Annotated in this window: 36 protein-coding genes; 10 read left to right on the top strand and 26 right to left on the bottom strand. The window is 46.8% G+C overall.

The window, feature by feature from the left end:
• Positions 1–20: 20 nt before the first annotated feature.
• The 21 genes from U8U01_RS03250 to U8U01_RS03150 all read right to left on the bottom strand — a co-directional run bounded on the left by U8U01_RS03250 (position 21) and on the right by U8U01_RS03150 (position 17,160).
• Positions 21–485: a hypothetical protein gene (locus U8U01_RS03250; protein ID WP_322170291.1), complete on the bottom strand. Its 465-nt coding sequence runs from the start codon at positions 483–485 to the stop codon at positions 21–23.
• A 420-nt stretch (positions 486–905) separates the two neighbouring features.
• Entirely contained in the window at positions 906–1,535 is a 630-nt protein-coding gene (locus U8U01_RS03245; RefSeq protein WP_322170288.1) for an ADP-ribosylglycohydrolase family protein, read from the bottom strand.
• Between the two features lie 3 nt (positions 1,536–1,538).
• Entirely contained in the window at positions 1,539–2,102 is a 564-nt protein-coding gene (locus tag U8U01_RS03240; RefSeq protein ID WP_322170285.1) for a hypothetical protein, read from the bottom strand.
• Entirely contained in the window at positions 2,053–2,655 is a 603-nt protein-coding gene (locus U8U01_RS03235) for a dATP/dGTP diphosphohydrolase domain-containing protein (RefSeq protein ID WP_322170282.1), read from the bottom strand. The genes U8U01_RS03240 and U8U01_RS03235 overlap by 50 nt, the downstream gene beginning before the upstream one ends.
• 14 nt (positions 2,656–2,669) lie before the next feature.
• A complete protein-coding gene (locus U8U01_RS03230) occupies positions 2,670–3,266 on the bottom strand; it encodes an NAD(P)-dependent oxidoreductase (protein ID WP_322170279.1) in 597 nt (198 codons plus the stop codon).
• Between the two features lie 6 nt (positions 3,267–3,272).
• Positions 3,273–5,546 carry a phage/plasmid primase, P4 family gene (locus U8U01_RS03225; protein ID WP_322170276.1) on the bottom strand — a complete coding sequence of 758 codons (2,274 nt, stop codon included), beginning with the start codon at positions 5,544–5,546 and terminating at the stop codon, positions 3,273–3,275.
• Positions 5,543–7,255 carry a hypothetical protein gene (locus U8U01_RS03220; RefSeq protein ID WP_322170273.1) on the bottom strand — a complete coding sequence of 571 codons (1,713 nt, stop codon included), beginning with the start codon at positions 7,253–7,255 and terminating at the stop codon, positions 5,543–5,545. Before U8U01_RS03220 ends, U8U01_RS03225 begins: the two co-directional genes overlap by 4 nt.
• 82 nt (positions 7,256–7,337) lie before the next feature.
• Positions 7,338–7,829, bottom strand: coding sequence for a DUF669 domain-containing protein (locus U8U01_RS03215; protein WP_322170270.1), 492 nt, complete (start codon positions 7,827–7,829; stop codon positions 7,338–7,340).
• Between the two features lies 1 nt (position 7,830).
• A complete protein-coding gene (locus U8U01_RS03210; RefSeq protein WP_322170267.1) occupies positions 7,831–8,091 on the bottom strand; it encodes a hypothetical protein in 261 nt (86 codons plus the stop codon).
• Positions 8,092–8,105: 14 nt separating this feature from the next.
• Positions 8,106–8,444, bottom strand: coding sequence for a hypothetical protein (locus tag U8U01_RS03205; protein WP_322170264.1), 339 nt, complete (start codon positions 8,442–8,444; stop codon positions 8,106–8,108).
• A 3-nt stretch (positions 8,445–8,447) separates the two neighbouring features.
• Positions 8,448–10,331: an AAA family ATPase gene (locus U8U01_RS03200; protein WP_322170261.1), complete on the bottom strand. Its 1,884-nt coding sequence runs from the start codon at positions 10,329–10,331 to the stop codon at positions 8,448–8,450.
• A complete protein-coding gene (locus tag U8U01_RS03195) occupies positions 10,253–10,666 on the bottom strand; it encodes a VRR-NUC domain-containing protein (RefSeq protein WP_322170260.1) in 414 nt (137 codons plus the stop codon). The genes U8U01_RS03200 and U8U01_RS03195 overlap by 79 nt, the downstream gene beginning before the upstream one ends.
• Positions 10,656–10,970 carry a hypothetical protein gene (locus U8U01_RS03190; RefSeq protein WP_322170257.1) on the bottom strand — a complete coding sequence of 105 codons (315 nt, stop codon included), beginning with the start codon at positions 10,968–10,970 and terminating at the stop codon, positions 10,656–10,658. The genes U8U01_RS03195 and U8U01_RS03190 overlap by 11 nt, the downstream gene beginning before the upstream one ends.
• 195 nt (positions 10,971–11,165) lie before the next feature.
• The gene (locus tag U8U01_RS03185; protein ID WP_322170254.1) at positions 11,166–12,503 is read right to left on the bottom strand and encodes a DNA cytosine methyltransferase; all 1,338 of its coding nucleotides are present in this window, start codon (positions 12,501–12,503) and stop codon (positions 11,166–11,168) included.
• A gap of 94 nt (positions 12,504–12,597) precedes the next feature.
• Complete coding sequence (locus U8U01_RS03180) at positions 12,598–13,977, bottom strand: SNF2-related protein (protein ID WP_322170251.1); 1,380 nt, start codon at positions 13,975–13,977, stop codon at positions 12,598–12,600.
• The gene (locus U8U01_RS03175; RefSeq protein WP_322170249.1) at positions 13,946–14,335 is read right to left on the bottom strand and encodes a hypothetical protein; all 390 of its coding nucleotides are present in this window, start codon (positions 14,333–14,335) and stop codon (positions 13,946–13,948) included. The genes U8U01_RS03180 and U8U01_RS03175 overlap by 32 nt, the downstream gene beginning before the upstream one ends.
• Before the next feature lie 15 nt (positions 14,336–14,350).
• Entirely contained in the window at positions 14,351–14,752 is a 402-nt protein-coding gene (locus U8U01_RS03170) for a helix-turn-helix domain-containing protein (RefSeq protein WP_322170247.1), read from the bottom strand.
• Between the two features lie 34 nt (positions 14,753–14,786).
• Positions 14,787–15,461: a BRO family protein gene (locus tag U8U01_RS03165; RefSeq protein ID WP_322170244.1), complete on the bottom strand. Its 675-nt coding sequence runs from the start codon at positions 15,459–15,461 to the stop codon at positions 14,787–14,789.
• Positions 15,462–15,485: 24 nt separating this feature from the next.
• Positions 15,486–15,710 carry a DUF739 family protein gene (locus tag U8U01_RS03160; RefSeq protein ID WP_322170366.1) on the bottom strand — a complete coding sequence of 75 codons (225 nt, stop codon included), beginning with the start codon at positions 15,708–15,710 and terminating at the stop codon, positions 15,486–15,488.
• Between the two features lie 216 nt (positions 15,711–15,926).
• Entirely contained in the window at positions 15,927–16,088 is a 162-nt protein-coding gene (locus U8U01_RS03155; RefSeq protein WP_322170241.1) for a hypothetical protein, read from the bottom strand.
• 409 nt (positions 16,089–16,497) lie between these two features.
• Positions 16,498–17,160, bottom strand: coding sequence for a SprT-like domain-containing protein (locus tag U8U01_RS03150; protein WP_322170238.1), 663 nt, complete (start codon positions 17,158–17,160; stop codon positions 16,498–16,500).
• A 222-nt stretch (positions 17,161–17,382) separates the two neighbouring features.
• Here U8U01_RS03150 and U8U01_RS03145 point away from each other — a divergent pair, with 222 nt between their 5' ends.
• The 3 genes from U8U01_RS03145 (at position 17,383) to U8U01_RS03135 (ending at position 19,721) form a co-directional block, all read left to right on the top strand.
• Positions 17,383–17,844: a transcriptional regulator gene (locus U8U01_RS03145; protein ID WP_322170235.1), complete on the top strand. Its 462-nt coding sequence runs from the start codon at positions 17,383–17,385 to the stop codon at positions 17,842–17,844.
• Positions 17,845–18,207: 363 nt separating this feature from the next.
• The gene (locus tag U8U01_RS03140) at positions 18,208–18,573 is read left to right on the top strand and encodes a hypothetical protein (protein ID WP_322170232.1); all 366 of its coding nucleotides are present in this window, start codon (positions 18,208–18,210) and stop codon (positions 18,571–18,573) included.
• A 125-nt stretch (positions 18,574–18,698) separates the two neighbouring features.
• Positions 18,699–19,721, top strand: a complete 1,023-nt coding sequence (locus tag U8U01_RS03135; RefSeq protein WP_322170229.1) for a tyrosine-type recombinase/integrase — start codon at positions 18,699–18,701, stop codon at positions 19,719–19,721.
• A 131-nt stretch (positions 19,722–19,852) separates the two neighbouring features.
• On the opposite strand, the gene U8U01_RS17555 is transcribed toward U8U01_RS03135, so the two are convergent.
• Together U8U01_RS17555 and U8U01_RS17550 are read right to left on the bottom strand one after the other, a co-directional pair.
• The gene (locus U8U01_RS17555) at positions 19,853–20,134 is read right to left on the bottom strand and encodes a hypothetical protein (RefSeq protein ID WP_437124382.1); all 282 of its coding nucleotides are present in this window, start codon (positions 20,132–20,134) and stop codon (positions 19,853–19,855) included.
• Between the two features lie 26 nt (positions 20,135–20,160).
• Positions 20,161–20,367 carry a hypothetical protein gene (locus U8U01_RS17550; protein WP_437124380.1) on the bottom strand — a complete coding sequence of 69 codons (207 nt, stop codon included), beginning with the start codon at positions 20,365–20,367 and terminating at the stop codon, positions 20,161–20,163.
• A 148-nt stretch (positions 20,368–20,515) separates the two neighbouring features.
• Between U8U01_RS17550 and U8U01_RS03125 the strand changes: the two genes are divergently transcribed.
• From U8U01_RS03125 to U8U01_RS03115, 3 genes are all read left to right on the top strand, one after another.
• Positions 20,516–20,830, top strand: coding sequence for a helix-turn-helix domain-containing protein (locus U8U01_RS03125; RefSeq protein ID WP_033143530.1), 315 nt, complete (start codon positions 20,516–20,518; stop codon positions 20,828–20,830).
• Positions 20,831–20,963: 133 nt separating this feature from the next.
• Positions 20,964–21,224, top strand: coding sequence for an AbrB/MazE/SpoVT family DNA-binding domain-containing protein (locus U8U01_RS03120; RefSeq protein ID WP_196930918.1), 261 nt, complete (start codon positions 20,964–20,966; stop codon positions 21,222–21,224).
• Positions 21,224–21,490, top strand: coding sequence for a type II toxin-antitoxin system RelE/ParE family toxin (locus U8U01_RS03115; protein ID WP_033143532.1), 267 nt, complete (start codon positions 21,224–21,226; stop codon positions 21,488–21,490). Before U8U01_RS03120 ends, U8U01_RS03115 begins: the two co-directional genes overlap by 1 nt.
• A gap of 131 nt (positions 21,491–21,621) precedes the next feature.
• Here U8U01_RS03115 and U8U01_RS03110 read toward each other — a convergent pair whose 3' ends face one another.
• Genes U8U01_RS03110 through U8U01_RS03100 form a run of 3 tightly spaced genes read right to left on the bottom strand, consistent with a single transcriptional unit; the run spans position 21,622 to position 23,073 of the window.
• The gene (locus U8U01_RS03110) at positions 21,622–22,035 is read right to left on the bottom strand and encodes a dUTP diphosphatase (protein ID WP_055221092.1); all 414 of its coding nucleotides are present in this window, start codon (positions 22,033–22,035) and stop codon (positions 21,622–21,624) included.
• Complete coding sequence (locus tag U8U01_RS03105) at positions 22,032–22,784, bottom strand: FAD-dependent thymidylate synthase (protein ID WP_437124379.1); 753 nt, start codon at positions 22,782–22,784, stop codon at positions 22,032–22,034. Before U8U01_RS03105 ends, U8U01_RS03110 begins: the two co-directional genes overlap by 4 nt.
• A 1-nt stretch (position 22,785) precedes the next feature.
• Positions 22,786–23,073, bottom strand: a complete 288-nt coding sequence (locus U8U01_RS03100) for a hypothetical protein (protein ID WP_322170213.1) — start codon at positions 23,071–23,073, stop codon at positions 22,786–22,788.
• 81 nt (positions 23,074–23,154) lie between these two features.
• On the opposite strand from U8U01_RS03100, the gene U8U01_RS03095 reads away from it, so the two are divergent.
• The 4 genes from U8U01_RS03095 to U8U01_RS03080 are packed head-to-tail and all read left to right on the top strand — an operon-like array spanning position 23,155 to position 25,662.
• Positions 23,155–23,346 (top strand): hypothetical protein, encoded by a 192-nt coding sequence (locus U8U01_RS03095; RefSeq protein WP_322170210.1) that lies wholly within the window; start codon positions 23,155–23,157, stop codon positions 23,344–23,346.
• An 11-nt stretch (positions 23,347–23,357) separates the two neighbouring features.
• Positions 23,358–23,996 (top strand): hypothetical protein, encoded by a 639-nt coding sequence (locus tag U8U01_RS03090; RefSeq protein WP_322170208.1) that lies wholly within the window; start codon positions 23,358–23,360, stop codon positions 23,994–23,996.
• Positions 23,997–24,007: 11 nt separating this feature from the next.
• Complete coding sequence (locus U8U01_RS03085) at positions 24,008–24,622, top strand: response regulator transcription factor (protein ID WP_322170204.1); 615 nt, start codon at positions 24,008–24,010, stop codon at positions 24,620–24,622.
• On the top strand, positions 24,619–25,662 hold the full coding sequence (locus U8U01_RS03080) for a sensor histidine kinase (protein ID WP_322170202.1): 1,044 nt from the start codon (positions 24,619–24,621) through the stop codon (positions 25,660–25,662). The genes U8U01_RS03085 and U8U01_RS03080 overlap by 4 nt, the downstream gene beginning before the upstream one ends.
• The last annotated feature ends 7 nt before the right edge of the window (positions 25,663–25,669 follow it).

The following is a 25,669-nucleotide window of genomic DNA, read 5'->3' as shown; positions in this document are numbered from 1 at the left end:
CGGATTATCTCACACTACCATTATAGCACATCTGAATGTAGCATTGTGTAGCATCTTTCATATTCTGCTATCTTTTCCGCAAATTTTTCTTCAAAAGCCTGTAATGCCCAGCCGTGCAAGCGCCTTGTATGTTGATAAGTATAATTCATATCAACTGCTATAGCCTCAAGGCTTTTGCCCTCTATGTAACGCTTATGCAACAGGGTAACAAATTCTTCGTTACCTACTTGTTCTATCTGCTCCTTGATTTCATGCAGCCGGACAAAATACTTCACCGTCTGTTCGCTGATCTCATGGTCAAGCTCTATCACCTTAGCGATAACATCAGCCATCGGATCACCGGCCCCGGAAGTCTGCACCCGCTCACCCTCATAAGATATTGCTCGCCCGGTCAGCTTGGCATAGAGGATTTCTTTTTCCTGTTGATTGCGGGTAATAGCGCCCTCAAGCCGCCGAATTTCCCGCAAGTAGTCCTTTACTTTCATTGCCTCACCTCAAATACAGTGATAATTATCTTTAATGTGGAACCGTCCGAAAAAACCGCTCAGCCCTAGAAAACACTGGGCATACAAGCATTTTCTTTTGATTGTTCGGCCCTCGGACGGTTCCGCGTTAATGTTTTTTATAACTATTCGTTTTCCTTAGAGTTTACTAGGGTTTCCGGCTTTCGGTTCCTCGGGTTCAAGATGAAAGCCCTTATCCCTTATATATTCTTATTTTGCCGGAAATTTCCCGGAAGCTTTTACTGTTTCTTTTTTCTAAAAAGAAGTTGATTTCATCTTGTACCCCTTGAACTTTAACTAGATTTAACCGAAAAAACCCAATGTTTTCTAGGGTTTAGAACGGTTCAAGATCAGGTGGAAGATCGGTTCATGTTTAACTTCATCATGAACCGCTTTTGAAACTTAACTTTCAACTTTTGCACACAATTTCGCGATCCACTCTCGCCGGGGAATCTGCTTAATCCATTCCTCGGGTATACCCTTCTCGCCCCCAATACCATAAGCGATACCGGCAAGGCCCCCGGCCACTGCTGCTACTGTGTCTGTATCTTCGCCCAGGTTTACGGCCATCAACACACAATCCCGGTAGTTGTCGGTCTTGAGGATACACCACAAGGCCGCTTCCAGCGTATCCACCACATAACCGCTGCTGCGGATTTCGTCACGGGTCAGAGTATCCAGGTAGGGCAGACGGTTGAAAGGTGGAGCGCATTGCCATTTGATTTCCCGGATACCCTCTTTAACTCCCGCACCAAAAAGCACTTCCTGGCACAAGCACCAAAATGACAGGTTAGTAATACGAGAAATTGAATGTGCATGGGTCAAAGTCGTGGCCTTTTCTACATCTTGCACACTATCAGAGTAGAGCGCTACAGGTAGAATACGCATCAAAGCGCCATTACCATTGTCGCTTTCCAGCTTGCCCCCGCATTCAAGCGAGGCAATTCCCATATCATAACGCCGGATTGCCCGCCGCTCTGCTGCATTCAGCGTTACCCCAAAGATCTTGCCGCTGTGCCTTTTGAAGTTCATTTTTCAAACCCCCATTACCTGAGAAGCTATCATATCGGCGGTATGAGTGTAAAGCACATTGGGGTATCTCGCTATTGCTTTCGTGTAGCATTTCCACTTGGCTTTATCGTCAAACGCTCCCATGTGCCAGCGAATACAGAACATTTCTTCCTCTGTCAAATCCATGTGTAATGCAAGCATGAGCCAGGATTTTTCACCATGCCCAGGACGGGCTTTTTCGTCCCGCTGCCAAACCCCGTTGACCTTCTTATAATCATCCAGCTTGCACAAATCGTGAAACATACCCACTATATAGGGGCTGCGCTTTTCCTGCCACTTAAGGCCCAGCCGCTTGCTCAAAAATAGTAAGCTCTCTGTCACCGCGTAAGAATGATCGTATAGCCCGCCCGGATAGTTCCCGTGGTGGGACATGGCCGCTGGAGCTTCAAAATAACCGCTGAATGTTAGATAAGAAAACATTTCATCCGGGATATACCCCCGCATAAGGGCTGAGAATTGTTCTTTAGCAGTCATTTTCTCAATTCTTCCTTTCAAACAGATTTTTAGTAGCGGGATCACATTCAGCACAGGGATATTCCCCAGTAGGGACATGATAATGCTTACAGGTATTACAGTTCAGCACAGCGGCTTGATTGGGCTTTTCTTCCGGCGTGTAGTATTCCTGTGCATTATGAATACATCTGTTACAAGGGCGCTCGAAACTCTCTTTGGACTGGTACTTGCAAGTGAAACACCCCTCGGGGCGATCCGACCGCCAATTATCTTCATTGACCGGGGGGCAATCCCCGGCCCTTGTGGGAATATCCTGCATTTCCGGGTGTTTGATCTCCATGTACAGGGCAAAGAGAATGTTCCACGCTGCGGCCCTCAAATGGGGTTCATCATCCATGCCCATCATGTACTTAGCTAAGTGCCGGAAACCGCTATCAATCAAGCTGTGGATGGGAATACCTTTTTCACAGTTCCGCTCCCCGTACTTTGCGGCCCCTTCCTCACAATGCTTTGCAACCTCAATCAAGGCTTCCCAGGGTAATAAATCCATGCGGCCCTTGCCCTGGTGCATATCCCGCATTGCTCCACTCTCAAACTGTGTGCGTTCGCCGCTGTCTTTGATTGCCATTTTTAATCATCCTTTCAGTTAATCCATTTAATTACAGTATCACCCATAAAGCCTTTTACCCATACAAACCAAGCATAGGCGATAGCTTTTGTGTCTTTGTATCGTTCAAACTCTCCATTTTTAGCGCAATAGAGCCTGGATGAACTTACATAAACCGTTTTCGGGGGATTCTTCAAAAAGAGTTGCTTGCGCTTTTGCCCCTCTAAGAACTGCAACTTCAAAAACATTGCCACTTTTCTTCCAGGGGCTACACTTTCTATTGCCCGCTCTACAAACTCAAGAGCGTACTTATAGGGCGGATTTGTGATAATATCACCCTCAAAATCTTCCAAAGTTTCGGAAAGAAAATTCAACGGCTCAGGATCACCATATCCCCGGTACACTAGATCAGTGCTAATGACGTTATATCCATGAGCTTTCAAAACCTCGGACAAATGCCCCATACCGCAAGCGCATTCCCATATCTCAGGTGCAAATTTTTCTTTGCTCAAAAGCAATTCTATAGCTGCGGGTTCTGTAGCGTAAAAATCATCAGGGTGCCTATCCCTCTCTGTGTGATTGCTTGCACCCATAGTCACATAAACAGAATGGGTGCCACTATTTTCTTGCAAGCTAAATCATCCTTTCCTTCTTACAAACACCCTGCACTTTTTGTTGTTAATTTTCTTATCAACAATATCCAATCCCATTATCCGCTTAATCTGTTTGGAAAACTCTACATTACTTAGCGGCTGCAAGGCGTTTGCAAGGCAAAACTCATGATACCGCTTGAAAACAATATTGGTAGGTTCATTTTCAATCGGAAAATCTTCTTCCTTGCAATCCCGGATAAATGCCAATACAGGGTTATTTGTTTCTTCATAGTCTTGTAGTTCCTGCTGCACCTTAGAGCTTTTAGTAAAGCCATCGTTTAACATGATACGATCCAAACCCGCAAGGCCCAGGTTTATCAAATACTCCATTACCGGCGCTTCCATCAAGGAATACTTGATATAGGGTTGAAAGCCGGGTTGATCTTTGGTAAACTGAGCGTTGAAGGGAATAATTATAAGCCTGTCCAGCACCGCGCCGGTACGGTCTTTAATGCGGGGTATGCTGTTGGCAGAGAACAGGAACTTGCAATAGTTGTTGAACTCAAAGGGATCACGGCCCTTGCGCTCTACTGATACCCGGTCACCAGTTACCAGCTTTTTGAAAATAGCCGCGTTTCCTATAAATTCTTCCCCTATATCGTCCCCTATGTTTGCCAGCTTGCCGAATAACTCAGCAGTTTTGAACCTGTCCCCCAGCTCCTTCAAATCCAGGGCGGCTATATTTTGCTCTCCAAGTAAATTCTGCACCATTGCAAGGAATGTGGATTTACCGTTGTGTTTACCGCCAGTCAAGATAAATGCTTTCCTTAGTTCATTTCGGCGATAAAAGCAATAGCCAATAGCTTCTTCCAGCAGGGCGCGGATTTCTGGATCGTGACAAGCAATGCGGTTTAGAACACCATCCGCAACCTCTGAGTATGCCCCCGGCACATAGTTCCACGGGATTTTATTGGTGATAATGTGTTCGCTTGTAAACTCTGAAAAACTGCCATCAGCCACATTATAAACCCCATTCTGAAAAGCAATTAAGTTAGCTTCTGCCGGTTTTGTGTTGTCGCGGATCATTATATCAAGATAAGCCAATACCTCAGCTCTCTTTGCACGATTCAATGAGGGAATCAACTTAATCATTTCGCTTTCAATATCTGCCGCACCGTTAATGTAAATGCCATCCCGGTATATGTGAAGCTGATTGTTGATTTTCAAAATGTGCGAATTACTTTTTAGATATGCCGCAAACTTATCAAAGAGAAAAGTCTTTTCTTTGAAGAAAACCGGCTTCTTAAAAGCATCGTCCCGCAAAATCGTTTCTAGTTCTTTTTCGTCCAGGGGGTCACTAAGCACAAACTGGTTGATAATCCTGATTGTTTCGCGGATTTCATCAATCGTAAAATCATTGCTCTGTAAAGTTAAAATGTAATTAAACAGTGCTTGATTTCGCCCATCCCCATCATCCATGTGTAAAAACTCCATGGAAGTTTCTATAGGAAAGAGCCAACGGGGAACAGGATCGGCTTCTTCATTCTCAGCAGTATCATACAATACTTGCCGCTCTTTCCCCTCAGACTTAATAACCTCATAGGAGTTTTTTGAGCCTAGCTTGATATCGGCCATAAGCCCAATAGCCGTTTTCCAAGAGGGACTAGCGGTCTTATTGCTCTTGATCCCATTGTTCTTAAAAAGGAAGTGCTTGCCCCGTTTTGTAGCATAGACACGGCACTTTAACTTGAAATGCTGGATAATTTCAAAAAGAATTTCAGATTCTTCAAAATCATCAACATCAACGAACATTGTGTTTTGAGTTAAAACCCCTGCATACTCAGGAAAAGCCTGTACCTCTTCTAAGGTTCTAAAAGAAGTTCTATCCTTAATCTTTTCCTGAGATTCTTTGTTTTTTGTCTTTATGTATCCTTTGAAAAACATGGGGTTTACCTCGCTTCTTACGTCATAGCGGCAAGCTGCTGATACCATTTCAACAGGGCCTTTAGGTTGTCTTTTTCTTGCGGTTGCAGCGGTGTACCATCCGGCCATTGTTTTGACTTGCTTATTTCCTTTAACCTGTTTTGGATCAGAAAGCGCGGTCTTGAATTTTGGTGCCATCCAAGACAAGTTAGAGCTAATTTGTGTGGCTTCCCCTTCCAGGTAAAGTCGGATATCCTCTAAGGTGTTTTCGCCGTTCTCCCAATCCAGTTTAACTATTTTAACCAGCTTTTTAACTCTGGCCTGAGAAGTGGGAAAGAATTGCTCAATGTCCAGGGTTAAATTGCCTGTATCCCACTTAACAAAAATTGTTTTCATTGCACCACCCCAAACCCGGCTAAGCGCTTCTTTGCAAGCTTAATATACCACTCCTTATCAAGCCTGGAAGGTACCGCCACACCGTTGACATTTTCGTTATATATGAAGCAATGCTCCGGGCTATTTGCTATCTTGGCGGGCTTTCCGCTTTTGGCATGAACTTTCCGAACCCCCGGATCACTGCCCCATCGTGAAGCAAACACTCTAATACATTTTTCTTTAATTGCGGTATCACCATAAAGAATGTGCGTGTACTTGCTGCTAATCCTTGAGATAAGTTGAAATTCTCGCAAGTCTTGACATTCTGAAACTGTCCTTTCAATGGAAATCCCCTTAATCATGTAATCAACCAGCGCTTTATTGATGATCGGCAAATCATAGCTTAGGTCATTCAGCTTCATAACATAGCCGCCTTTTGCTTTTACTGCCCCCGTCTGCCTATCGACCAACAAATAGTTGTTCACATCCTTTTGGTATATCGTACCTATGAAAGTATCAAAGTCCATCTTCATTCCTGTTCGCTGCTCCCATTCATACACTACATCATCCAGAATATCAAAATCGTGCTCATAGTCTTTCAACTTTACAATGATACCATCGGTGTTATTTTGGATAAGCTCACAGTACGGCTCAATATGCTCAACTAAATCTAGTAAGAGTAGTTGCCCATTTATACAAATACTATTATTGCTCATGGGATCATACAAAGCCGAAGATTTTTGTTTCATCTGTCCAGAAATGGCATTATCCATTATTTTGAATGGCTGGCGGGCCTTTTTATCACCTTTTCGCTTATATTCAATGTTGCTGTCGTGGATGAACTCAAAGTTCTCAGGGTGATTCATTACCCTATACCCAAAATGGTATTTCTTTTGGAGAGAAGGGTAATAAGCGGTTACGTCAATAATCAAGAACACCCCGGAAGATGAATATTTCGCCCTTGCTCCATGGCCGCCACCCCACGCGAATGTGTGTTCAACCCCCGCCACAATCTGCTTTTTCTGCTTTTTGCTGTAATCGTGATTGTCAGGGTTTGCATACCAATCCGCAATATGCTTGTACTTTTTCAGTTCCAGACAATCAAGTATCGGAAAATCAAATTCATCCCCGAAACTCGCCCCTTTTCGGTTGCCGCCCAAAATTTCAGCGGCAAGCTGAGGTTTCGTCTTTGATATAGAATCCATACTTAACCCAAAGTGTTTGATGAAGTACATCATAGTGTTAAATTCTTCTGTCCGCTTCAAAAACACTTGCATGGTCTGCTCAACATCATGCCTACAATATTTTACCGTTTCGGCAATTTCTTCGTCCGTTAATTTGCGGTCAATGTTGAATGGGACAGAGGTTTCCTTGATATCGTTGCCCATGAACCCTTCAAACGATTTCAACCCCACATCTGTATTAAGCATTACATCATAATTCCAAAGGGGGAATTTCCTAAAAAGGCTACTGAATTTCCACCCCGGCTCACCTTTGACAATTATATAATCATTTACTTCTTTGGAGTTAAATCCGCAAAGGATAGCTTTCAAAATATACTGATCGTAATGTCGGGAGTTGAACCCCACCCAAATGTCCCGCCGGTGATCCCTATAGAATTTCTCTTGAGCATCCGGGTCATTGTGAAGAACTGTTTCTTTGCGGCCGTTTGTGTCCATGTACACCACTATCCAGTCATAGCGGAATACCTCATAGTCGTAAAAAATCAAGTGCTATCACCCTTCCAATATAAACGGGTTTCGGGGCAATGTGCTTCCCATTGCCCCGGCCCGTCCTAGATGAAGTTATCGGTTAATCTTCCAGCGCGTACACTTCATCAATGAAGTAATCGGTGTAATCCGGGTTTTTCTCGTTCCGGCACTTGCGCACGGCATACTCAAAGTTGCCGTCAATGGCTTCCATCACATCCAGCAGCAGAGTGTGGTACTGCTTCCAGTTCTTAAAGCGGATTTCCATGGGTTTGTCCAGCTCGGATACCAGCCCGGTAAGGAAGTCGTTCATGCCGTTCTTGTACTTGTTGGAGAACATGAACGCCTGAGTAAGTACCTTGTACCAGAAGATCAAGCGGCCCTTATACGGCCCGTCCAAAATCTTCATGACGGTTTTCACCATCGGCTTGTGGGTCTTGCTCTCGGTCAGCTCCAAGGTGGTGATCTTCACCTCATAGGTATCATCGGGGACTTCTTCAAAATCCCCGCCGCCATCGGCGGCGTTCTCAATGTCCTTTGCCAGTTCCTCACTGTCGAACTCAGAATCGAACTTGTCCCAAATGTTTTCAGCCATGTTAATTACCTCTCTTTGCATTATTTAACAGAATTTTTAATAGGGAAAACGCCTGTACGGGCGTAAAACCTACCTTGATAAAGGCATCGTACTGCATTTTTGCCGTATCAGCAGCCAGCTTTGCGGCAGCGGTACAGTCGGTAGCCTTGGGCGTATCCGGGGCCATGTGGCGGGCCTTATAGCCGCCCCTGAGCATTGCTTCAACAAAATCGTCAAGCAACGGTTGGAAATTCCCAAAATCCCCGTTGGGCGGTGGATTCATGCACAACATCCTCTCTATATCTGATCAGAAATAATCTGCCCTATCAAGCGTATGCTATAGGTTATTGCCGCGCGGTTGATCCGCTTACCCTGTAGCACATTCATAATCGCGGCGGCTTCATCCTGGATATCCTGGAAAGCCCTGGCGTTGGATTCAAGACTTGCTTCATAGCTGGCAAGGTCAGTGTCTATCGCGGCGGCGGTACGGTCAGCGGCCTTTTCTAAGGCGCTGCAATGGCCCTCTAGCCACTTTGCAACATCGTCCCCCATATAATCCTGTACCATGTCCAGGAATTGCTTAAAGGTGAATATGGTGCTTGTAGAGCCATCCTTTAAGTAAAGCGTGGCTTTCATGCCTTACCCCCTGGCCTTGCGCCTACGGCGGGGCGGGTCAGCTTCGGCGGCATCCGGGGCCGGATCAGTTTCCGGCGCGGGGGTATTCAGCAGCGGGCAACCATCAGGGCCGTTTTCCCTATGGCATTGGTGCCCCGCATCAATGGACTTGCAAAGGGGGATTTCGCCGCCGCTTTCCTCATGCTGCTTGAAAATCCTCTCAGCATCCGGGCACTTAGGCAACGTGTCCGGGGATTCATTATTAGGGCCGCTCTCAGGCTCATTAACAGGCTTTTCTTCTGCCGGGAGTGTAGTTTCCTCAGAAGGAGCATCATCCTGTTTCTTACCCCGTCTACGGCCTGTAGCGGGCTTGTCCTCAGCAGGGGCAGATTTACCCTTGCCCTTGTTTGCATCGTCATACACGGCAAACAGGGCTTCAACAGAGAGGGGGATAGCGGTTTCTTCCACATGAAGCCGCCCACCGCCGAAAATCACTTCATCCGACTTGAAGTTAAACGTGCGTTTGCCATCATCTGAAACCACGCGGGCCACCACATCAACCATACCAGCTACCTTACCGGCTACCTTATCCTGGATATTGGGCTTGATAGAACTGATTTTATCCCCGCTTTTCCGGGTCAAGTCCCGCGTGGTATCCTCATGGCTAATGAGAATAATGTTTTCATAGTCCAGATTCATAAGCCGCTTCATGGTACTGAGAAATTCACCCCGTACCTTGTCCCACGCCTTAAAAGAATCGTCAGATTCATGGGTAATGCCCATCTGCTGGTACATATACCGGCGGCAATACTCATAGGCATCTTCGAGAAGGTCAACTATGATGGTCTTGAAAGTGTTCTCTTTCTTTTCCAGCTCTGTAACCGCCTCTTTGAAGATTTCCCAAGCCAGCTTGCGCTTAGTGTGCCGCCCTTCAACCTTGACTTCATCCTTAATGGGCAGTACGGGGGCATCCACAAACTTATAGTTGCCATCCGTATTCAGCATGAGGGGATCGGGGAAGTCATTGGCGAAAGTGGTCTTGCCGGAGAACGGCGCTCCATAAATCCAAATCGTGCGCTTGGTGACGGCCTCAATATTCCGTCTTTTGTTTTCGGGTAACTGCATAAAGTAGTCCCATCCTTTCTCACAATATTCTTGAAAATCACAGTACCGGCACAGATAGCTCTTTGTCGGCGGGAAGTCTTTGGCTTCAAAAGTAGTTTTCACTTTCAGCAGCCAATCAATGACTTTTCCCGGATCGTACTGTACAAACATAGTTCTTACGGCAACGCGGTCTAACTCATGCTTTATGCGCTGCCTAAAGGCAAACAGGCTTTCATCTTCGCCTTGCTTAAGGGTCACTTTCGGGGCAAACAGAAAATATAGGTTACGGATTTTCTTGCCCGGATTCTGTTTCTCCCAAAAGTATTTGTAAAGATGGAGCTGAGCGCTTTCCTGGTAATGCTCTGCATTGTTGGAATACTTGAAATCATACAGGTCAAAGTATTCTTCAACTATCGGAGAAAAGGCCCCATTCCATGAGGCTTCTTCCCCAACGATTTCACTTGCTACAGGTACCAGATAATCAATGAAACCTACAAAATCCGGCGTTCGGATCGGTACCTCAAACTGCCCCCCAGGGGGCAAAACCTCTTTTGCCATTGGGATGATTGTTTCCAGCTTTATTACCTCGTTAATGTGTTCATCCGTGATAATGGGATAGCTGAAACAATACTGTTTTATTGCCGCTTCAACGTCCTGTTCAATGCCCGTATGTAAGGCGGTACCCAGAATAAGGGCGTTATCGGCATTGGTGGGCGCATCGGTCTTTATCCTGTCCAGATAGCGCATTTTGTACTTGAGCTTGCAGCTTTCAAACAGTTCAATGCGGCTATGTGAGAATTGCACTCTATCACTCCTTCCACAATTTTCTTGAAATCGTCAAACCCTTCCGGGTACAGGAAAAGCGCGATCCCATTACCGGCATTGATCCGGGAAATGTTTAACTTTTGCAGTTCGGACGGTGTACCATTTGAAGCCTTAACTTCAATAAATACTGATATACCGTTAATGCAAGCAATCAAGTCAGGAATCCCGGCTTTCTGGAATCCACCGCCCCAAATTTTGACGTACCAGCCCATTAGCGGGGCCTTCATGCGGTCTTTAGGGTATCCGGCAGGATAAATCCCCATGGACTGTAGATAGTCCTTAACGCGGCCCTCAAAGGCTTTTTCAGCGGCCATTTTCCCATCCTTCCAGTATCCCAATTAAGGCACGGATACCACGCCCCCACGAGCACCCTTGAATTTTTCCTGTACCCGCATAAAATTGAAACAACTTCCCGTCTGATTTGCGCCAGCAGTGAAAATGTCCGGTGATTTCGTTTTTCAACTCATACTTGATCCCATGGGCGTTAAACTGTTCCACTGCATATGCAACCCGTTGAGGATTTTGCAGCACACGCTTTTGGTGCCGTTCTTTGGCGAAAAGATGATAGCCGCCATCAAAGGATTTTTCAGGGTATGCTTCCCGTTCTGCTCTAGTCATTTTCCCACCCCTTAAAGCTGCTAATCTGAACCAAATTCCTAAAGAGTGCCGAAAAGTGTTCCAGGGCGTTATCACGGTCAAGATGGTGTTTATCAGTGTTTTCTATTAAGCTATCAATCAAATTTCCCATGATTTTGGAAATGTCCTCGATATATTCACCGTGTTGCTGGGGCGAAAGCAATTCTTGTGTCGCCATCATTTCACCTCGATTTTCACACTGGCCTTGACGTTAGATACCTTCATACAGGCGGCGTAAGCATCCGGGTACTTGGCTTCCAGCTTTTTGCTGTCAATGCCCTTGCGGGTGGTGGGGGCAATGTAGGTGATGGTAAGAAGGTCATTGGAAAATTTCTTAATACCGTACTTTTCCATAGCCGCCTTGAGCTGTTCCTTCATTTCCTTGTCTTGAGCGTCCAGCGCATCCTTCTGCTTTTTCAAGTAAGAAATGGTCTGCATGAGGGTTGCTGCTTCATTCTGGAAAGCTGCCAGCTCGGCGCTGCTGTCTCCATCCTCATACACGGAATTTTCGCAGGTGTCGGGCAGATCACAGCAGCAGTCAGCACAAGTACCGTGGTCGATACAAGAAAGACAACAAATATCTTTGTTTTGAGGGCAAGCGCCCATGGCGGTTTTACATTTAACCATCAAACTATCTCCTTTCAATCCAGAAAAAATGTGAGTTATTACATCAACTGTCCAACCATTGCCGATTGCAGAATACCTTGAAGTATCGCACACCCCATCTGTATAGTTGTCTGGTAAATTTTGTAATCGCTCATATTCAAGTGGGGTCAATTTTCTGCATCTGCCATCTTGATACACTTTCTTTTGAAGATTTCCCCCATTACAAGTAGTAAGGGTACAACACTTGCCATTTAGGTTATAGACTTCTTTCATGTGCCTATGCCCTTTCATTTCGAGCGTACATTGAACTTTTTCATTGTCCCCGTTATAACGGAAGGGCTTATCATACCAGTATTTCTCAGGCACATCTTTGGAGTTTTGGACAATGTCTTTAAGCATAATTCCACGGTCTTTCGGTGGACAAACATTCGGAATGTTTGTCCAATACAGTCTTTTCCTATCGGCGGCACTCACTAAATTTGAATCAATCAATACAGGTTGTACGCCTAAGCACTCAGAAATAACTTCCTTCCAGTGCGCTTGCATTGGAACATTTTCAAGTAAGAAATACTTTGGCTTTATGTACTTTAGTATTCTAAGATAGTGATAGAACAGACCACTCTTTTCACCATTCAGCCCTGTACACTCTCCACGATCAAATTTGTATACACTCAGATCTTGACATGGACTACCGCCAATTAACAAATCAATTCTTGGCAATGAATCAAGCAAAGTGTTATCAATCTTTGTGATATCTCCTAAGTCAATCGTGTTAGGAAAATTTTTATGAGTAATTTTAATAGCGTCCCGCAGTATTTCACTTGCATAATACCTTGATACTGGTATTCCTGCTCTTTGAAGTGCTAATTGCCCGCAGGAAATGCCATCAAAAAGGCTAAGAACATTCAAATTGCACCATCACTTTTCTTAGAGTATTTTACCGACTGTAAATCCGATTGCGAAGAACACAACCGCGATAATCAGCCAAGTTACCAAAATCCGCTTACCTATTGCCTTTCTCGTTATAGGCTTCAAATAGCGCATCGTTGTAATCCTTTCGCAGTTCCAGGTTTCGCAAAATATCTTCTTCCAACGTACCGGGGCAAATTAACAGATAATAGAAGCAAGGCCATTCTTGCCCGATACGATGTATGCGCTTTTGGCTTTGCTCCCACAACTCCCAGCTCTCAGGCAATGAGAAGTAGATAATCTTGTTTGCCTTTTGATAGTTGCCGCCTCTGGCCCCGGCCTGGTACTGAATGAAGGTAACAGAGTTGGATTGATTTTCGTAAGCAGTTAAATCCTTTGTTTCACCGTTTAACAGAGAAACAGGACGGTTCATTCCTTGCGCTATTCCACGCATCCGCTTCATTTCCTCGGTGAAATTGTAGAACACGATCAACCTATCATCCGTGCTATTCAGTAAGTCCCGAAAAGCATCATACCGCGCCGGATTATATAACCCGCATAGCTGCCGGGAGTAGAGGCGGCGGGTTAAAGTTTGATCTCCGATCAATTCCCTTTCACAGTGTTCATTTGAACCCCAAAAATCAGCATCAAGCTCAAATTCGCCTAAAGTACCTGTATCAATCTGCACTACCCAATCACGCCGGAATATATCATAAGTTGGCGGGGAAGGGTGCTTTACCTGGATTACTTGCTTTTCGGGCAGTGATAAACCCGCATCCTCAGTTGTCATAAACACGGCCCCATGTGCGGCAAGCTTCTGTTTGAGCCTATCCACGTTCTTATAGCCAACGATTTTCTTCTTCCAAAAGCCGTTGTCTTGGAACCACTCAGTTTCAACATACTGCTGCCAAAACAGGTCTTTTGATATGTTCCACCCCAAAAGGTGACATTGGCTCCACAGCTTTTCATACTTACCGCCTGTAGGGGTACCAGAAAGAAGAATTACATTATCGGGCTTAAGCCCTAAGACAAACTTTGAGCGCTTGGCCGCTTCATTCTGGATCAATGAGCTTTCATCCAGCATGAGGGTAAAGCTTGACAGGGTTTTAAGGATTTTGCGCCGGAAAGTCAGTTCGTAGTTGATCACTCCACAAATGGGATCGGTGCTTCCATCATCAACCGCCTTTCGGAACCACTCAAGTTCCTTCTTTTTGGTCAGATCGTAGATCATCCAACAATGATTCATGGCGTAGTGTTCAACCATGTGATCTACCCAATCCTGTACCTTGGATTTTTGAACTATCACCAAGCTAATTCTACTGTTTAACCGCATTAACTTTTCAGCACCAACAAAGGTTTTTCCAAGGCCCATGTCAAGGTAATAAGCGCATCGATTGTGGGCGGCGGTCAGGTCTAGGGCCTTTTCTTGGTGGGGAAGAAATTTAATCATATACCACCATCCTTGCAGGGTCATATTGGCTACTGCCAAATGCCCTTTCATATGTTAAATCGTTTAAGCCGTTGATTGGATCATCGAGGCTGAGAACTTCAACCGGGCGGCGGTTTCGTTTTTTTTTTTCATATTCGTGCCCTATGGCAGATTTCATAGCCTTACACGCTACATTTACAAAGCGATATTGCTGTAAGTCAGGAAAAGTCAAATAGCGTTTGACTGAAATAAGGTATCGAAAAATAACCACGTCAAACCATTCATTTTCACTGAGGCCGCGCTGATTCAAATACCAGAAAACGATATTCAAATTCTCAGCGGCAAATTGGGCTTCTTCTGGGGATAGGGGGCGATCATAAAAATCTCTGGATTGCCTTTTCACAATGTACCCCCCCAATCACGCTACGGCGATCCCGGTGTACTCAGTAAATTTACTGGCGCTGATCCAGTAAATAAACTTGCTGGAATCCTTGTTTTTAACCGCAAACCCAAAGGGTAAGGTGCCATCTTGCAGCGCTTGGCAAAGGGCATCTTTGCCAATGTGCATAAGCTTTGCGGCAATCTCGGGCTTCAATCGGGGATCACCGCCTTTAATCAAGGCCCGGATTTCCTCTTGCTTGAAGTAGTCCGGCGCTTTGCCCAGGGCACAGGCCAGCCGCTCCTTTTTGTCAGCGGGGGGATCCACTTTCCCGTGAAGGTACTGGCTGATAGAAGCCTTATGTATCCCGGTCAGGGCGGCAAGCTCTGTAGCCGATACATTGCTTTCGGCCATAGCGGCCTTTAATTTCTCTGCAAACATTGTTTCACTTCATCCTCTCTTGATAATTTTGGGGCTACCCTTCCAAAATGTGGACGATTGCCCGGTACCGATCCATACGGGGAACAAATTCTCCCGTGCGGTAATATTGAACCGTGGACTTGCTCAGGCCCAACCGCCTGCACAGTTCCGGCAAGCTAAATTGATTCAGCAGCGCCACCATGTGCGCCCGCCGTGCTTCTCGTTCATCACGCCATGTGGGCGGGGCTTCCTGTTTGGCCCGTTCAATGGGGGCCAGATCGTACCCGGCCTTTTTCAGCAGATCAAGCACCAGCGGCAAGCGGCTGTTGTGGCATTTCGCCACGATTTTTGCCGCTTCTGCGTAATCGTCCGTGGTAAGGGGCCTTGTGGGCATATACTCACGCTGGGGCGCATACTGGCCGGTTTTCCGTATGGCTGGTAATACCTCATGGGTTATCCAGCGCTTGAAGTCCCGCGCTTGCGGCTTGTCTGAGCGCAAGATCACGCTATACAATCCCGGCTCATTTATCACGGTCATGTTTTGCGGCCCGCCAGGGGTGTAAATCAGACTTACACCCTTTTCATCTTCATCAAGGCGATCTGCCACCATCCGGCTATTTGAGTGTTCTAGTACCCGGCACACATCGGCTAGTATCCACCACGGTTCACCTTCCAGGTCAATCACTCGAACAGCAGCTTCGCCGTAAGCAAAGGACTGTAGGTTATTCATAAGTTGCACCTTCTCTCCATTTGTTCAAGCAGATTGAACTTTTAGGGTAAAAAAATAGTCCTGCATCTCGGTTTCTGGGAAGCCCAAAATTTGAGCCGCTTTTTGCATTTCCGGCTGTTTCCAAGGAACCCGATTGTTAAGCTTGAGGGAAATTGTGCGTTCGGAAACTCCCATTTTCTCAGCAAAAATGGCTTGTGTTCCGCATTTTTCAACAATCCGCCCACACAGTTTAGCGTAATCATATGCCATCTTTTTCACCGTCCTTTCAAAGAATAAAGTAGGATAACCCTTGGGCAATTCCGTCACTCCACAGGCAGAATCCAGTTTCGCCAGTTTGGGAGATTTTAGCCGTTCTGGACTTGGCAACACGGTCAGGACATAATGCCGCCTGCCCAACGGTTTCCCACGACAAGGCCAAATGGCCTTGTTTCGGCCCGGAACCACCGGGGCCATCATCAGGTAGGATTATTCTTCAATCTGCATTTCCCATTTGTAAATGTTCAAGTGGCCATCTACCAGTTTTGCAAACCCTTCTGCCGCTTCCTTTTCAGTGAAAAACGCTTCTTTCTTAATGTCTTTACCGTACCAAACACGGTAAACCATTTTAGTTTCATATTCCTTTTCCATTTTTTGCCCCTCCCTTAAATTTCAGCATTTTTCAGCTTATTTACAAGGTAGTTGGCCTTTTCGGTCTGCCGCTTGAAAATCTGATAGCTGGAAAATTCTTTGTCAGATACCTTGCTATCGTTCATCATTTTTTCAAACTCACGGCTTGCACACTCAAGGCAATGCTGGATGAATTTCCATTCTTCAAAAGTAAATTTCATTTTTACCAACCTTTCCGGTCCAGCGGCCCAGATATTTTTTATCGCTCAAATCGGTACCAGTCGATTAAATCCTGCTGGTAAGCGTAAGCAAGGGAACGTTCTTCAAGTTCTTCCATCAACTCAGCTTCGTATTCGGCCACTTCCCTTGCGCAATCACATCCATCTTCCAAAGGTGCCCCGCAATAGGGGCAAAACCGTTTTAACATTGTTTAACACTCCACTTCTTCAAATTCAACGTCACACTCAGCGCAAATAACGCGAACTTCCTTAGTTGCCCGGATAATAGCCCTGTAACAGGGACACACATACTTGCGGCTGCTAGATTTCTTGCTTGAGCTTATAGCTTTCGGTTCACCATGCCTATAAAGACTAAATTGGGTTTCTCCCAGGCTTTCCACAAATTCCCTTGCTTCATCTGTGAAAACAGTCTTGCTAAAGCCGTACTTTGGGGTTTTCTCGCATACCAGCCCGTGATCCTCAGCAGCGGCCTTGAAGTGCTTATTGTGGTAGAAACCGCCCCGACTGGTATCCTGCACTTGCTCTTGAAGGTTGTACAGGTGTACCATTTCATGCAAGAGGGTTTCTGCAACCTCTATGTAAGACCGGGCAATATGTTCCGCACAAAGATTAATTTCATAATACCCGCTATTCTCAGCGGCTTTTGCTTCCTCTGGGGTCATACTTGCCAAGTCTTTAAGGCTTTTTTCGGCCCAGGCCCGCCACCCGGTACACCACCCATAAGCACCCTTGGTAGTATCGGGGGATATGGTAATCACCGGGGCTTGTAGCTCATTGTTGTAGAACCGCTCATTAAGTTTTGAAAATAACTTTTCAAAATTTGAAAGGATAGGAGTTAAGCTTGCGTTTGCCATCGTTTTCCCTTCTCCCCGTTAAGCCGTTGGGCCAGCTTATCACTTCATCCCGCGTTTGAAATGTTCAAAGATTTTGAACTTGCCATTATTATAACGCTCAGCTTTGAACTTGTCAATAGCTTATTTCAAAATTTTTGAACTTTTTTTCACGCTCCCCTTGAACTTTTCTTCAAGGTGGTGTATAATGCTTCCCAGAAAGAAGTTAAAGAAAGGACATCCACCATGGAAAAGAGTTCAACCGCCGCCCGATTGTCACAACTCATGGCCACGCGGAACATCAAGCAAGTTGACATTTTGCGGCTGTGTCAACCGTACTGCGACAAGTACAACATCAAATTACAAAAGAATGATCTTAGTCAGTACGTTTCCGGCAAGGTAGTTCCCGGTCAGCACAAGCTAACTATTTTAGGCATGGGCTTAGGCGTAAGTGAAGCTTGGCTTATGGGCTATGATGTACCTATGGAAAGGGGTGAAACGCAAGCTAACAATCCACAGCTTCAAATTGAATCACCTGCACCTTCAATCTTAGACCTGATCCAAGAGCATTGCGGGGCGGCTGCTAAGGAAGCCTTTGCCATGTACCTTGCTTTGGATAATGACGATAGGGGGGAGATACGAGGAGAAATGAAGCAAATGCTGAAAGCTGAGAAGTATTCAGCGGAAGAAGGGTTAAAGAACGCCTAAACGGCATTATTTACCTGGAGTTCTAAGGTGGAAGATGGTGGAAGATGAATCAGGCCATCTTGAACCGCCCTAAGCCCTAGAAAATACTGGGGTTTTCGGCATCGGGTTCAAGGGGTACAAGATGAAAGCCATTTATTTTTAGAAAAAATAAATCCCCCAGAAGTGGGGGGAAATTTCCGGCAAAAATAAGAATATATAGAGATAAGGCGATTCATCTTGAACCCGAGGAACCGAAAGCCGGAAACCCTAGAATTTATGCGGCTTGCGGTGGTGGAAGATAAAACATTTTTACATGAACCATAAAAATTTTATCTTGTACCAAGTTGGCGTAATCGTCAACAATATCGAAAGGAAGTTGTCAAATTGAAAAGATTTTGTTCCCTTCTCCTGTTATCCCTGTGTTTATCGCTCTTAGCTGCTTGCGGTAGTTCTGGCGGCAAGGATATAAGTATTGGGGACATAGAAGCGGCCTTGCAAGAAAAAGATCAAGCCTTTGCTTTCAACACTGAGGAAAAGCCTATGTATCAGCTAATCGGTGCTACGGATGGTTGGATAGGCTATTTTGAGGAAACACACCCGGTCAAGGTGTATCAGTTCAAAGACAATGCAGCTTACAAGAAAGCGCTGGAACAATACGATATGATGGAGCCTTGGCCCAAAGTTGGTAATTTCGTGTTGGAAACCACAAGCCCAGCCGTTGAAGAAATTTTCACGGGGCTTGGAAAATGAAAAAGCCCCCGGCTGTAGCAGCAGCCGGGGACGGTGCCAATCACAATCAGGATGAAGTGATTAACTGACTTGGCAAGCCAATTATACCACTTCATCCCGCAAAAATCAATAGGAGCGGTGTAATTATGAAAAATCCTAACGGCTTTGGTACGGTTGTCAAGCTATCTGGCAACCGGCGTAACCCCTATGCGGTCAGAAAGACCGCCGGACGTAATGAAAAGGGCTACCCCATTTACATCAATATTGGCTATGCCCCCACCCGTGAACAGGGCCTTATCATGCTCTCAGAGTATAATAAATCACCGTGGGACATTGACGGGGCCAAAGTCACCTTTGCCCAGCTCTTTGAGCTTTGGAAAGAAAAGCGTATGCCTAAGCTGGGAAGCTCTAACGCATCTTCCCTTTGCAGTGCATACAAGCATTGTGAAAAGCTCTACTCCATGAAATACAATCAAGTAAAATCCTACCATATGCAGGATTGCATTGACGGCTGTGGGAAGGGTTACAGCACTCAAGGGGCAATCAAGAATCTTTTCGGCCACCTTGACCGCTTTGCTTTGGAACTGGATATCATTACAAAAACCTGTTCCAGTTTGGTGACATCTGATCCCATCCCCGAGACAAAAAAGCTTCCCTTCACCGATAAAGAAATTGAATTGCTTTGGGAAAATCAAGCTGCACCGTGGGTTGATACCGTGCTTTTCTTCCTGTATACTGGCTTTCGCATTTCTGAAATGCTGGCCTTGAAGGTGTCCAGTGTACAGGATCAAGAGGGCATCCAGGTTATTGTAGGCGGCACGAAAACGGAAGCCGGTAAAAATCGTATGGTACCCGTACATAGTAAAATTGTTAAAATTGTTAAACGCCACATTGAACTTTCACAAAGCGGTTATCTGTTTGAGTACAACGGAAAACGCATAAGTCAACCTCAATATCGTAACCTTTGGGGCGGGGTTATGGATAAGCTAGACTTACACCACACGCCCCATGAGTGCCGCCACACTTTCCGCTCCAAACTGGACAGTGCCGGGGGCAATAAGGTCTGTATTGACCGGCTCATGGGGCACAAATCCAAGGGTACCGGCGAACGGGTTTACACCCATAAAACCTTGTCCGAATTACAGGCCACAATAGAGCTTATCAAATAAAAACAAAAGCGGCTAGGCCGTTTAACTAATAACAAAAGAGTAACAAAAAAGTGGGGGAAATGGCTTAAACACTGCCATTTCCCCCGTTTTTGAGTATATTATACCATAGAGCAGCCGGTATCTCCACTTTTTCATATCCGGTTTTGTCCAGGATTTGTCCTGTTTTTGTCCAAGATCAGCCCTACGGGTATTTCCCGCAGTTCTTTCCGAAATTGATGTGTAAACCGGATTGTCCTCACCGTGCCTCCTTTTTCCCTCCCGTCATACACAGCGATCACCCGGTCTGAGTGTTCCACCATGTAGCGGTTCCGGTGGGAATAGACGCTGGGGTGGTATTTCTCCTGCATGACAACAACATCCGCGCAAGCCTCCAGCATTTCATAAGTCCGGCCCTTTGCCATCAGGCTGTCCAGGCGCTTTTGATAGGGAATGACAGCAATCAGCTCCAGCGCCGGATTTGTCTTTTTTTCTCCAGCACGATCTCGGCAAAATACTGATCCACGCCGTCAGCAAAACCGCTCATAAAACGGGTAAACCCGTCAGCAACGGCAGAATCAATTTCACGCCGCAGGGCTGCCTTTACACGGCCTATCTCTTTCTGGGGTAAATCTCTGTGCCCGGTGACACAGCAAGTCTTTCCTTCCATTTCTATTCCTCCATCCGATAGGTGTTATTCTTCACTTTCCATATTGTAATAGATTTAATTTAGCAAGTCAACGGAAACACCCCTTTTCCCTTTGCGAATAATGCAAGGGTGTGAGGTACAATCTATTACAGAATGGGAGGTGAAGGCGATGTATGAAGATTTTGTCCCGGAACGGCTGGCAAAGCTGCGGACACAGAAAGGCGTATCTGCGCGCGATATGTCTCTATCGTTAGGACAGGCAAACAACTACATCAACAACATTGAAAACAAAAAGTCACTTCCCGCCATGCAGTCTTTTTTCTACATCTGTGAATACCTGGGTGTAACACCGCAGGAATTCTTTGATGAGGGTAACACCTGCCCCGAAGCCTTGCGGGAATTTATCGCAGAGGCGAAACAACTCGACTCCAAATCCATGCAGTATATCCTCGGTATTATGAAAGAACTCAATAGCAGAAAGTAAGCGGTCACGGTGCTGGCCGCTTTATTTGTAAATTTTTTTCGTACCCCTTGCATAAATCCCTCAAAATGGATATACTATAAGTAAGAAAGTGAGAATTTCCCACTTTCAAACTCAAAGCAAAGGAGATGATTGTATGCTGGCCGAATTGCGTCAAAAAGCCCAGGTCACAATTCCAAGAGAAATCATCGTTAAACTCGGTCTGTCCGAAGGCGATAAACTGGACATCTTCGAGAAGGACGGTTCCATCTGCATCATGCCGGTGGTCGTCTATCCAAAGAACACCCTGAATGAGCTCCGGGAAGAAATTGACGGGGTAAAAGCAAAAATCGCATCCGGGGAGCAGCCTGTCTTTGACAGCGTGGACGCCCTGTTTGACAAATTGGAGGCTGAATGATGGCGTATGAGTTTACCTTTACGCCCCGTTTCCAAAAGCATTTTAAGGGCCTGACCGTACAGGAGAAGAAGCAGCTTAAAAACAAGCTGGAACTTCTGGCCGAAAATCCTTCCCATCCGTCGCTGCGCACCAAACGCATCCAGGGAACCACGGACCTTTTTGAGTGCAGCGTCAACATGGACATCCGCATTATCTGGTATTACGAAGGCGACAAAATGATTATCCTGGTGGACGTAGGGCATCACGACATATTAAAGCAGTTTTAAGCAGCAGGGCGGTACGCTATGACAGTGTACCGCCTTTTGCTGCTTTTCTTTTATTGTACCCTGCAATTCTCCTGATATGCCCAATCCCACTACCGGCGATAATTCCCGAATTATTCTCTAAAAGTCACTTTTTATTTTCCTGTACTTCCAAATCCGCCTGTGCCGCGCTGCTCGCCAAGTTCGGTAACAAAATCCGCAATCACAACCGGGGTAATCACAAGCTGCCCCACGCGGGAACCTTTGGAAAGCTCCTGTGTCTGATTGCTTACATTACTGATGATCGCATGAATCTCCCCACGGTAGCCGGAATCCACGGGCGGCAGTTCACAGACAAGACCCTTGACCGCCATGCTGGTGCGTGGAAACACATAGCCTGCATATCCGTCCGGCACCTCGATTCCAAACCCAAGAGGAACCTTTGCAATCTCGCCCGGCTGCAAAGTACAGTCATAGGGCATGTAAACATCCGCACCGGCATCGTTCCCATGCGGACGGAATGGACGGCGGCTCTCCGGCACGCCAAAGTCAATCAGTTTGATCTTCATGTGCCGCCTCCTTCAAAAAGTGCCGGATAGTCCGCTTTCAGAAGATCCTCCGGCATCATGTCCGCATCTATTTTTCTGCCGCAGGTCATTTTCCCCTCCAGGCATTTGTCCCGCTGGCAGAACGGCCCTGTAAGACCGGGGGCAAACAGCGCCGGGCTTAAAGCATAAAGCTCCTGCCAGATTTTCAAAAGCACGATCCGGGTTTCGTCCGTATTGCGCCGGCATACCCGCTGACTGATGATGTGTTTCCACTGATAGGGTGTAGCGCTGATCATCAGCACATTCCGAAGGCCCTGGGGTGTGGCATAGCCCGCCGCATCATGGCCGATTCCTTCGGCGCACAGCTTTTCGTAACAGTCCATGCCTTCGTGACAGCTTTTTAAGTACAGTTCCCGAACCGCAGCCGGGGCGGCCAGAACCTCATAGGGTACGGCAAAATCCGCCTGACCCGCATAATTGCTGTATTGTAAGGACGCACTCATAAATTTTACCTCGTTCTGGTGTCTGGTAATCTGTGCCAGAAAGCGCCGGCTTGCTCCTACAACGGCAACGGTAATGACCGCAAATTTCTGAACCGTTGGGTGCGGAAGGCCGCTGATTGCCGCCACGGTATTCTCGCTGAACGATTTTTCATAAAGGGCCATCAGGTCGTCCATTGTGGCAATCCGGTGGCCCCTTTGGGTGAGCCGGGCGGCAAAGACCATGTTTTTCTCGGCCTCTGCAACCGCCTGGCAGTTCAAAATCTTCACTTCAATTTGGTTGATTGGTATGTCCCTCCTTTACAATAGCTTTCAGTAAGAACAGATAGTTGAGGCTGTCTGTGATCTTTTCATTCCATGTGCTTATATCGTAATCCGTATCACTGTCAAAGCACATATCATACAGGGAAACGATATGCTTCGCCAGCATCCCGGCAAGGGCACGCTCCGGCGTGGTGTGCTGCAAAGCTGCCGCCGCCTTAAAAGCCCCCAGCCGGTCCGTATCGTCCCCGGTGTATTCTTTGGTTTTCCGTTGCAGGATTTCCCTGCATAAAGCCACCTGCTCGTCAAAGGCAGCATTGCGGTAATGGTGCGGTTATTCAGGATATAGCTGTTTGACCGGGCTTTTGACACACTGAAAATGTTTCAGGAAAACGGTGCGCTGGCGGGCACGGTGATCCGTGGCTTCGGGGAAAGCTGGGAGCAGCCGTTATCCGATATTTTTACGGATATGTGGGAACCGGAGCAGAAACCCTCTGTCCGTAAGCAGCTAAAGAAACAGCCGGAGGCAAAAGCCAGCCGGCAGAAAACCAATCATCAACAGGAACGATAGGAGGCGATTTTTTGAATATCAATACGATCACAACCGATGACCTGCGGCACATGGAGGGCAAAGACGGCCTGATCCTGCAGGGCTGCGGCGGGGATTTGAAGGAATGGGTGGACGGAATCAATGAGATGTTCACCGAGGCGGGCATTTTGAAGGACGGCAGTAAATTTGAGGATGTTTCCACTTTCCAGTATGGGGAGCTTACCTGTCTGCTCTATCCTTTCGAGGACATAAAGCTGGACATGGGGAAATTTGCCATGTGGCGATTGCAGACCCATGATACTTTCGGCGGCACATGGCTGTCCGATTTTGTGCCAAACCGTCTGGGCGGCTTTATCGGGGAGCCTTCGCCGGAGCCGGAAAAACCGGATTGTGCGCTGATCGGCCAGGACGGCAATATCTTCAATCTGGTAGGCATTGCGGCCCGTACCCTGCGGGAGCATGACCTGAAGGACCAGGCAAAGGAAATGAAGGACCGGATGTTTGCTTGCGGCAGTTACGGGGAGGCGCTTTGTATCATTGGCGAGTATGTCAATATCACGGATTCCGAAGCGGAGCCGGAGCACAGACCTTCCCTCCGGCAGCAGATAAAAGACGCAAAGCAGACGGAGCCACCCCAAAAGCAGAAACCGTCAAAACAGCAGGAACGATAAGGAGGATCAGAATGGGAAAAGAAACAACCTATACATTTGCTTCTGCTGTGAATTGTTTGCAGAAAGCAGAATTTCATCTGGCGCTGTTGGATATTAACCTGCCGGACGGATGTGGCCTTGACCTATGTGACGAAATCCGCAATCGGGGCCAGCAAACCTATGTCATGTTCCTGACTGCCAACGATAAAGAGAGTGATATGCTCAAAGGCTACGAGGCGGGCGGCGCAGACTATATCACAAAGCCTTTTTCCATCGCCGTGCTGTGCAAAAAGGTTACAGCCGTTTTCACCAATATGGATCTGCGGCATCCCCGGCACGACCTGTACGATGACGGCATTTTGAAAATCGACTTTTCCGAACAGTCGGCATCGCTGGCGGGTGAATCGCTGGACTTCACCCCCAAGGAATACCGCACCCTTTTCCTATTCGTTAAGAACCCCCGTATAATCCTGACGAAGCGGCAGCTTTTAGAAAAGCTGTGGGACAGCGACGGCGACTTTGTGGACGAGCATACCCTGACTACCATCATCAGCCGCATCCGAAAGAAGATTGAAACCGACGAGCGCAAGTACATCAAGACGGCCTATGGCATGGGCTATCAGTGGATAGGCGGTGAGCAGAAATGAATATGCAGTATCTCTCTGTCCGCAAATTTTTAAGGATAATCTTCACAGGTGCGGCTCTGACCGCCATCGCTGTGCTGGCGGTGCTGTACTGGCTGACGCAAGATGGCCGGGTGGTGTTCTGCGGCCTGATTCTAACAGCCGTCCTTTTTATATGGGGTGCAGTTTTTTTGAAATATTTTCAGCGTAAGCTCTCTCGCTTCACGGACAGTTTATGCCAGACGCTGGATGGCATGATGGACGGCAATGAGCGTCCGCAGGTTGATTATGAGGCGGAGACCCTGTTAGCACGTATCAGCCACCGGCTGGAGCGTCTCTACAATATTATGCAGGAAAGCCGAAGCAAGGTGGAAGAAGAAAAAGCGGAGCTGCAATCGCTGGTATCGGATATTTCCCACCAGAGCAAAACGCCTATTGCAAATCTGAAAATGCTCAATGACACCCTGCTGACCCGGCCTGTGTCCGAGGAAAAGCGGCGAGAGTTCTTACAGGCCACGGGGAGCCAGCTTGACAAGCTGGACTTCCTGATCCGGGCGATGGTTAAGACCTCCCGTTTGGAAACCGGCGTTATCACCTTTGAGCAAAAGGACGCCCCGATTGCCGACACCCTTGCCGCCGCCATCAACGGTGTCCTTGCCCCAATGGAGCAAAAGCAGATCACCCTATCCGTGGACTGCCCTGAAAATCTCATAGCTGTCCATGACAGCCGTTGGACTTCCGAAGCCCTGTTCAATCTGCTGGACAATGCGGTGAAATATACGCCCTCTGGTGGGAGCATCCATGTGATGGCGCAGATGTGGGAAATGTATGTGAAAATCGACGTGGCTGACACGGGCCGGGGTATTCCGGAGAGCGCCCAAGCCACTATCTTCAAACGCTTCTATCGGGAGGAATCAGTCCATGATGTGGAAGGAATTGGCATTGGCCTGTACCTTGCCCGTGAGATCGTCGCCATGCAGGGCGGTTATATCAAGGTTGCCTCGGAGCCGGGCAAAGGCTCCACGTTTTCGGTGTTTCTGCCGAGACGATTAAGAAAGCGGTAGTCTGTCT

It is taken from the genome of Acutalibacter caecimuris (assembly GCF_034335085.1).
In the GTDB taxonomy this organism is placed as follows: Bacteria; Bacillota; Clostridia; order Oscillospirales; family Acutalibacteraceae; genus Acutalibacter; species Acutalibacter caecimuris.
Note: the sequence above shows the minus strand (reverse complement) of the source record. Positions and strands in the feature narration are given on the sequence as shown.

What these genes read in the sequence shown, in the direction of transcription:
- U8U01_RS03225 (WP_322170276.1), bottom strand. Translation starts at nt 5,546, where the DNA reads ATGAAAACAATTTTTGTTAAGTGGGATACAGGCAATTTAACCCTGGAC.
- U8U01_RS03245 (WP_322170288.1), bottom strand. Translation starts at nt 1,535, where the DNA reads ATGAACTTCAAAAGGCACAGCGGCAAGATCTTTGGGGTAACGCTGAAT.
- U8U01_RS03145 (WP_322170235.1), top strand. Translation starts at nt 17,383, where the DNA reads ATGGAAAAGAGTTCAACCGCCGCCCGATTGTCACAACTCATGGCCACG.
- U8U01_RS03160 (WP_322170366.1), bottom strand. Translation starts at nt 15,710, where the DNA reads ATGGCATATGATTACGCTAAACTGTGTGGGCGGATTGTTGAAAAATGC.
- U8U01_RS03210 (WP_322170267.1), bottom strand. Translation starts at nt 8,091, where the DNA reads ATGAATCCACCGCCCAACGGGGATTTTGGGAATTTCCAACCGTTGCTT.
- U8U01_RS03150 (WP_322170238.1), bottom strand. Translation starts at nt 17,160, where the DNA reads ATGGCAAACGCAAGCTTAACTCCTATCCTTTCAAATTTTGAAAAGTTA.
- U8U01_RS17550 (WP_437124380.1), bottom strand. Translation starts at nt 20,367, where the DNA reads ATGGAAGGAAAGACTTGCTGTGTCACCGGGCACAGAGATTTACCCCAG.
- U8U01_RS03110 (WP_055221092.1), bottom strand. Translation starts at nt 22,035, where the DNA reads ATGAAGATCAAACTGATTGACTTTGGCGTGCCGGAGAGCCGCCGTCCA.
- U8U01_RS03135 (WP_322170229.1), top strand. Translation starts at nt 18,699, where the DNA reads ATGAAAAATCCTAACGGCTTTGGTACGGTTGTCAAGCTATCTGGCAAC.
- U8U01_RS03250 (WP_322170291.1), bottom strand. Translation starts at nt 485, where the DNA reads ATGAAAGTAAAGGACTACTTGCGGGAAATTCGGCGGCTTGAGGGCGCT.
- U8U01_RS03180 (WP_322170251.1), bottom strand. Translation starts at nt 13,977, where the DNA reads ATGACCCTGCAAGGATGGTGGTATATGATTAAATTTCTTCCCCACCAA.
- U8U01_RS03235 (WP_322170282.1), bottom strand. Translation starts at nt 2,655, where the DNA reads ATGGCAATCAAAGACAGCGGCGAACGCACACAGTTTGAGAGTGGAGCA.
- U8U01_RS03155 (WP_322170241.1), bottom strand. Translation starts at nt 16,088, where the DNA reads ATGGAAAAGGAATATGAAACTAAAATGGTTTACCGTGTTTGGTACGGT.
- U8U01_RS03165 (WP_322170244.1), bottom strand. Translation starts at nt 15,461, where the DNA reads ATGAATAACCTACAGTCCTTTGCTTACGGCGAAGCTGCTGTTCGAGTG.
- U8U01_RS03095 (WP_322170210.1), top strand. Translation starts at nt 23,155, where the DNA reads ATGTTTCAGGAAAACGGTGCGCTGGCGGGCACGGTGATCCGTGGCTTC.
- U8U01_RS03080 (WP_322170202.1), top strand. Translation starts at nt 24,619, where the DNA reads ATGAATATGCAGTATCTCTCTGTCCGCAAATTTTTAAGGATAATCTTC.
- U8U01_RS03205 (WP_322170264.1), bottom strand. Translation starts at nt 8,444, where the DNA reads ATGAAAGCCACGCTTTACTTAAAGGATGGCTCTACAAGCACCATATTC.
- U8U01_RS03115 (WP_033143532.1), top strand. Translation starts at nt 21,224, where the DNA reads ATGGCGTATGAGTTTACCTTTACGCCCCGTTTCCAAAAGCATTTTAAG.
- U8U01_RS03215 (WP_322170270.1), bottom strand. Translation starts at nt 7,829, where the DNA reads ATGGCTGAAAACATTTGGGACAAGTTCGATTCTGAGTTCGACAGTGAG.
- U8U01_RS03125 (WP_033143530.1), top strand. Translation starts at nt 20,516, where the DNA reads ATGTATGAAGATTTTGTCCCGGAACGGCTGGCAAAGCTGCGGACACAG.
- U8U01_RS03085 (WP_322170204.1), top strand. Translation starts at nt 24,008, where the DNA reads ATGGGAAAAGAAACAACCTATACATTTGCTTCTGCTGTGAATTGTTTG.
- U8U01_RS03195 (WP_322170260.1), bottom strand. Translation starts at nt 10,666, where the DNA reads ATGGCCGCTGAAAAAGCCTTTGAGGGCCGCGTTAAGGACTATCTACAG.
- U8U01_RS03120 (WP_196930918.1), top strand. Translation starts at nt 20,964, where the DNA reads ATGCTGGCCGAATTGCGTCAAAAAGCCCAGGTCACAATTCCAAGAGAA.
- U8U01_RS03170 (WP_322170247.1), bottom strand. Translation starts at nt 14,752, where the DNA reads ATGTTTGCAGAGAAATTAAAGGCCGCTATGGCCGAAAGCAATGTATCG.
- U8U01_RS03190 (WP_322170257.1), bottom strand. Translation starts at nt 10,970, where the DNA reads ATGACTAGAGCAGAACGGGAAGCATACCCTGAAAAATCCTTTGATGGC.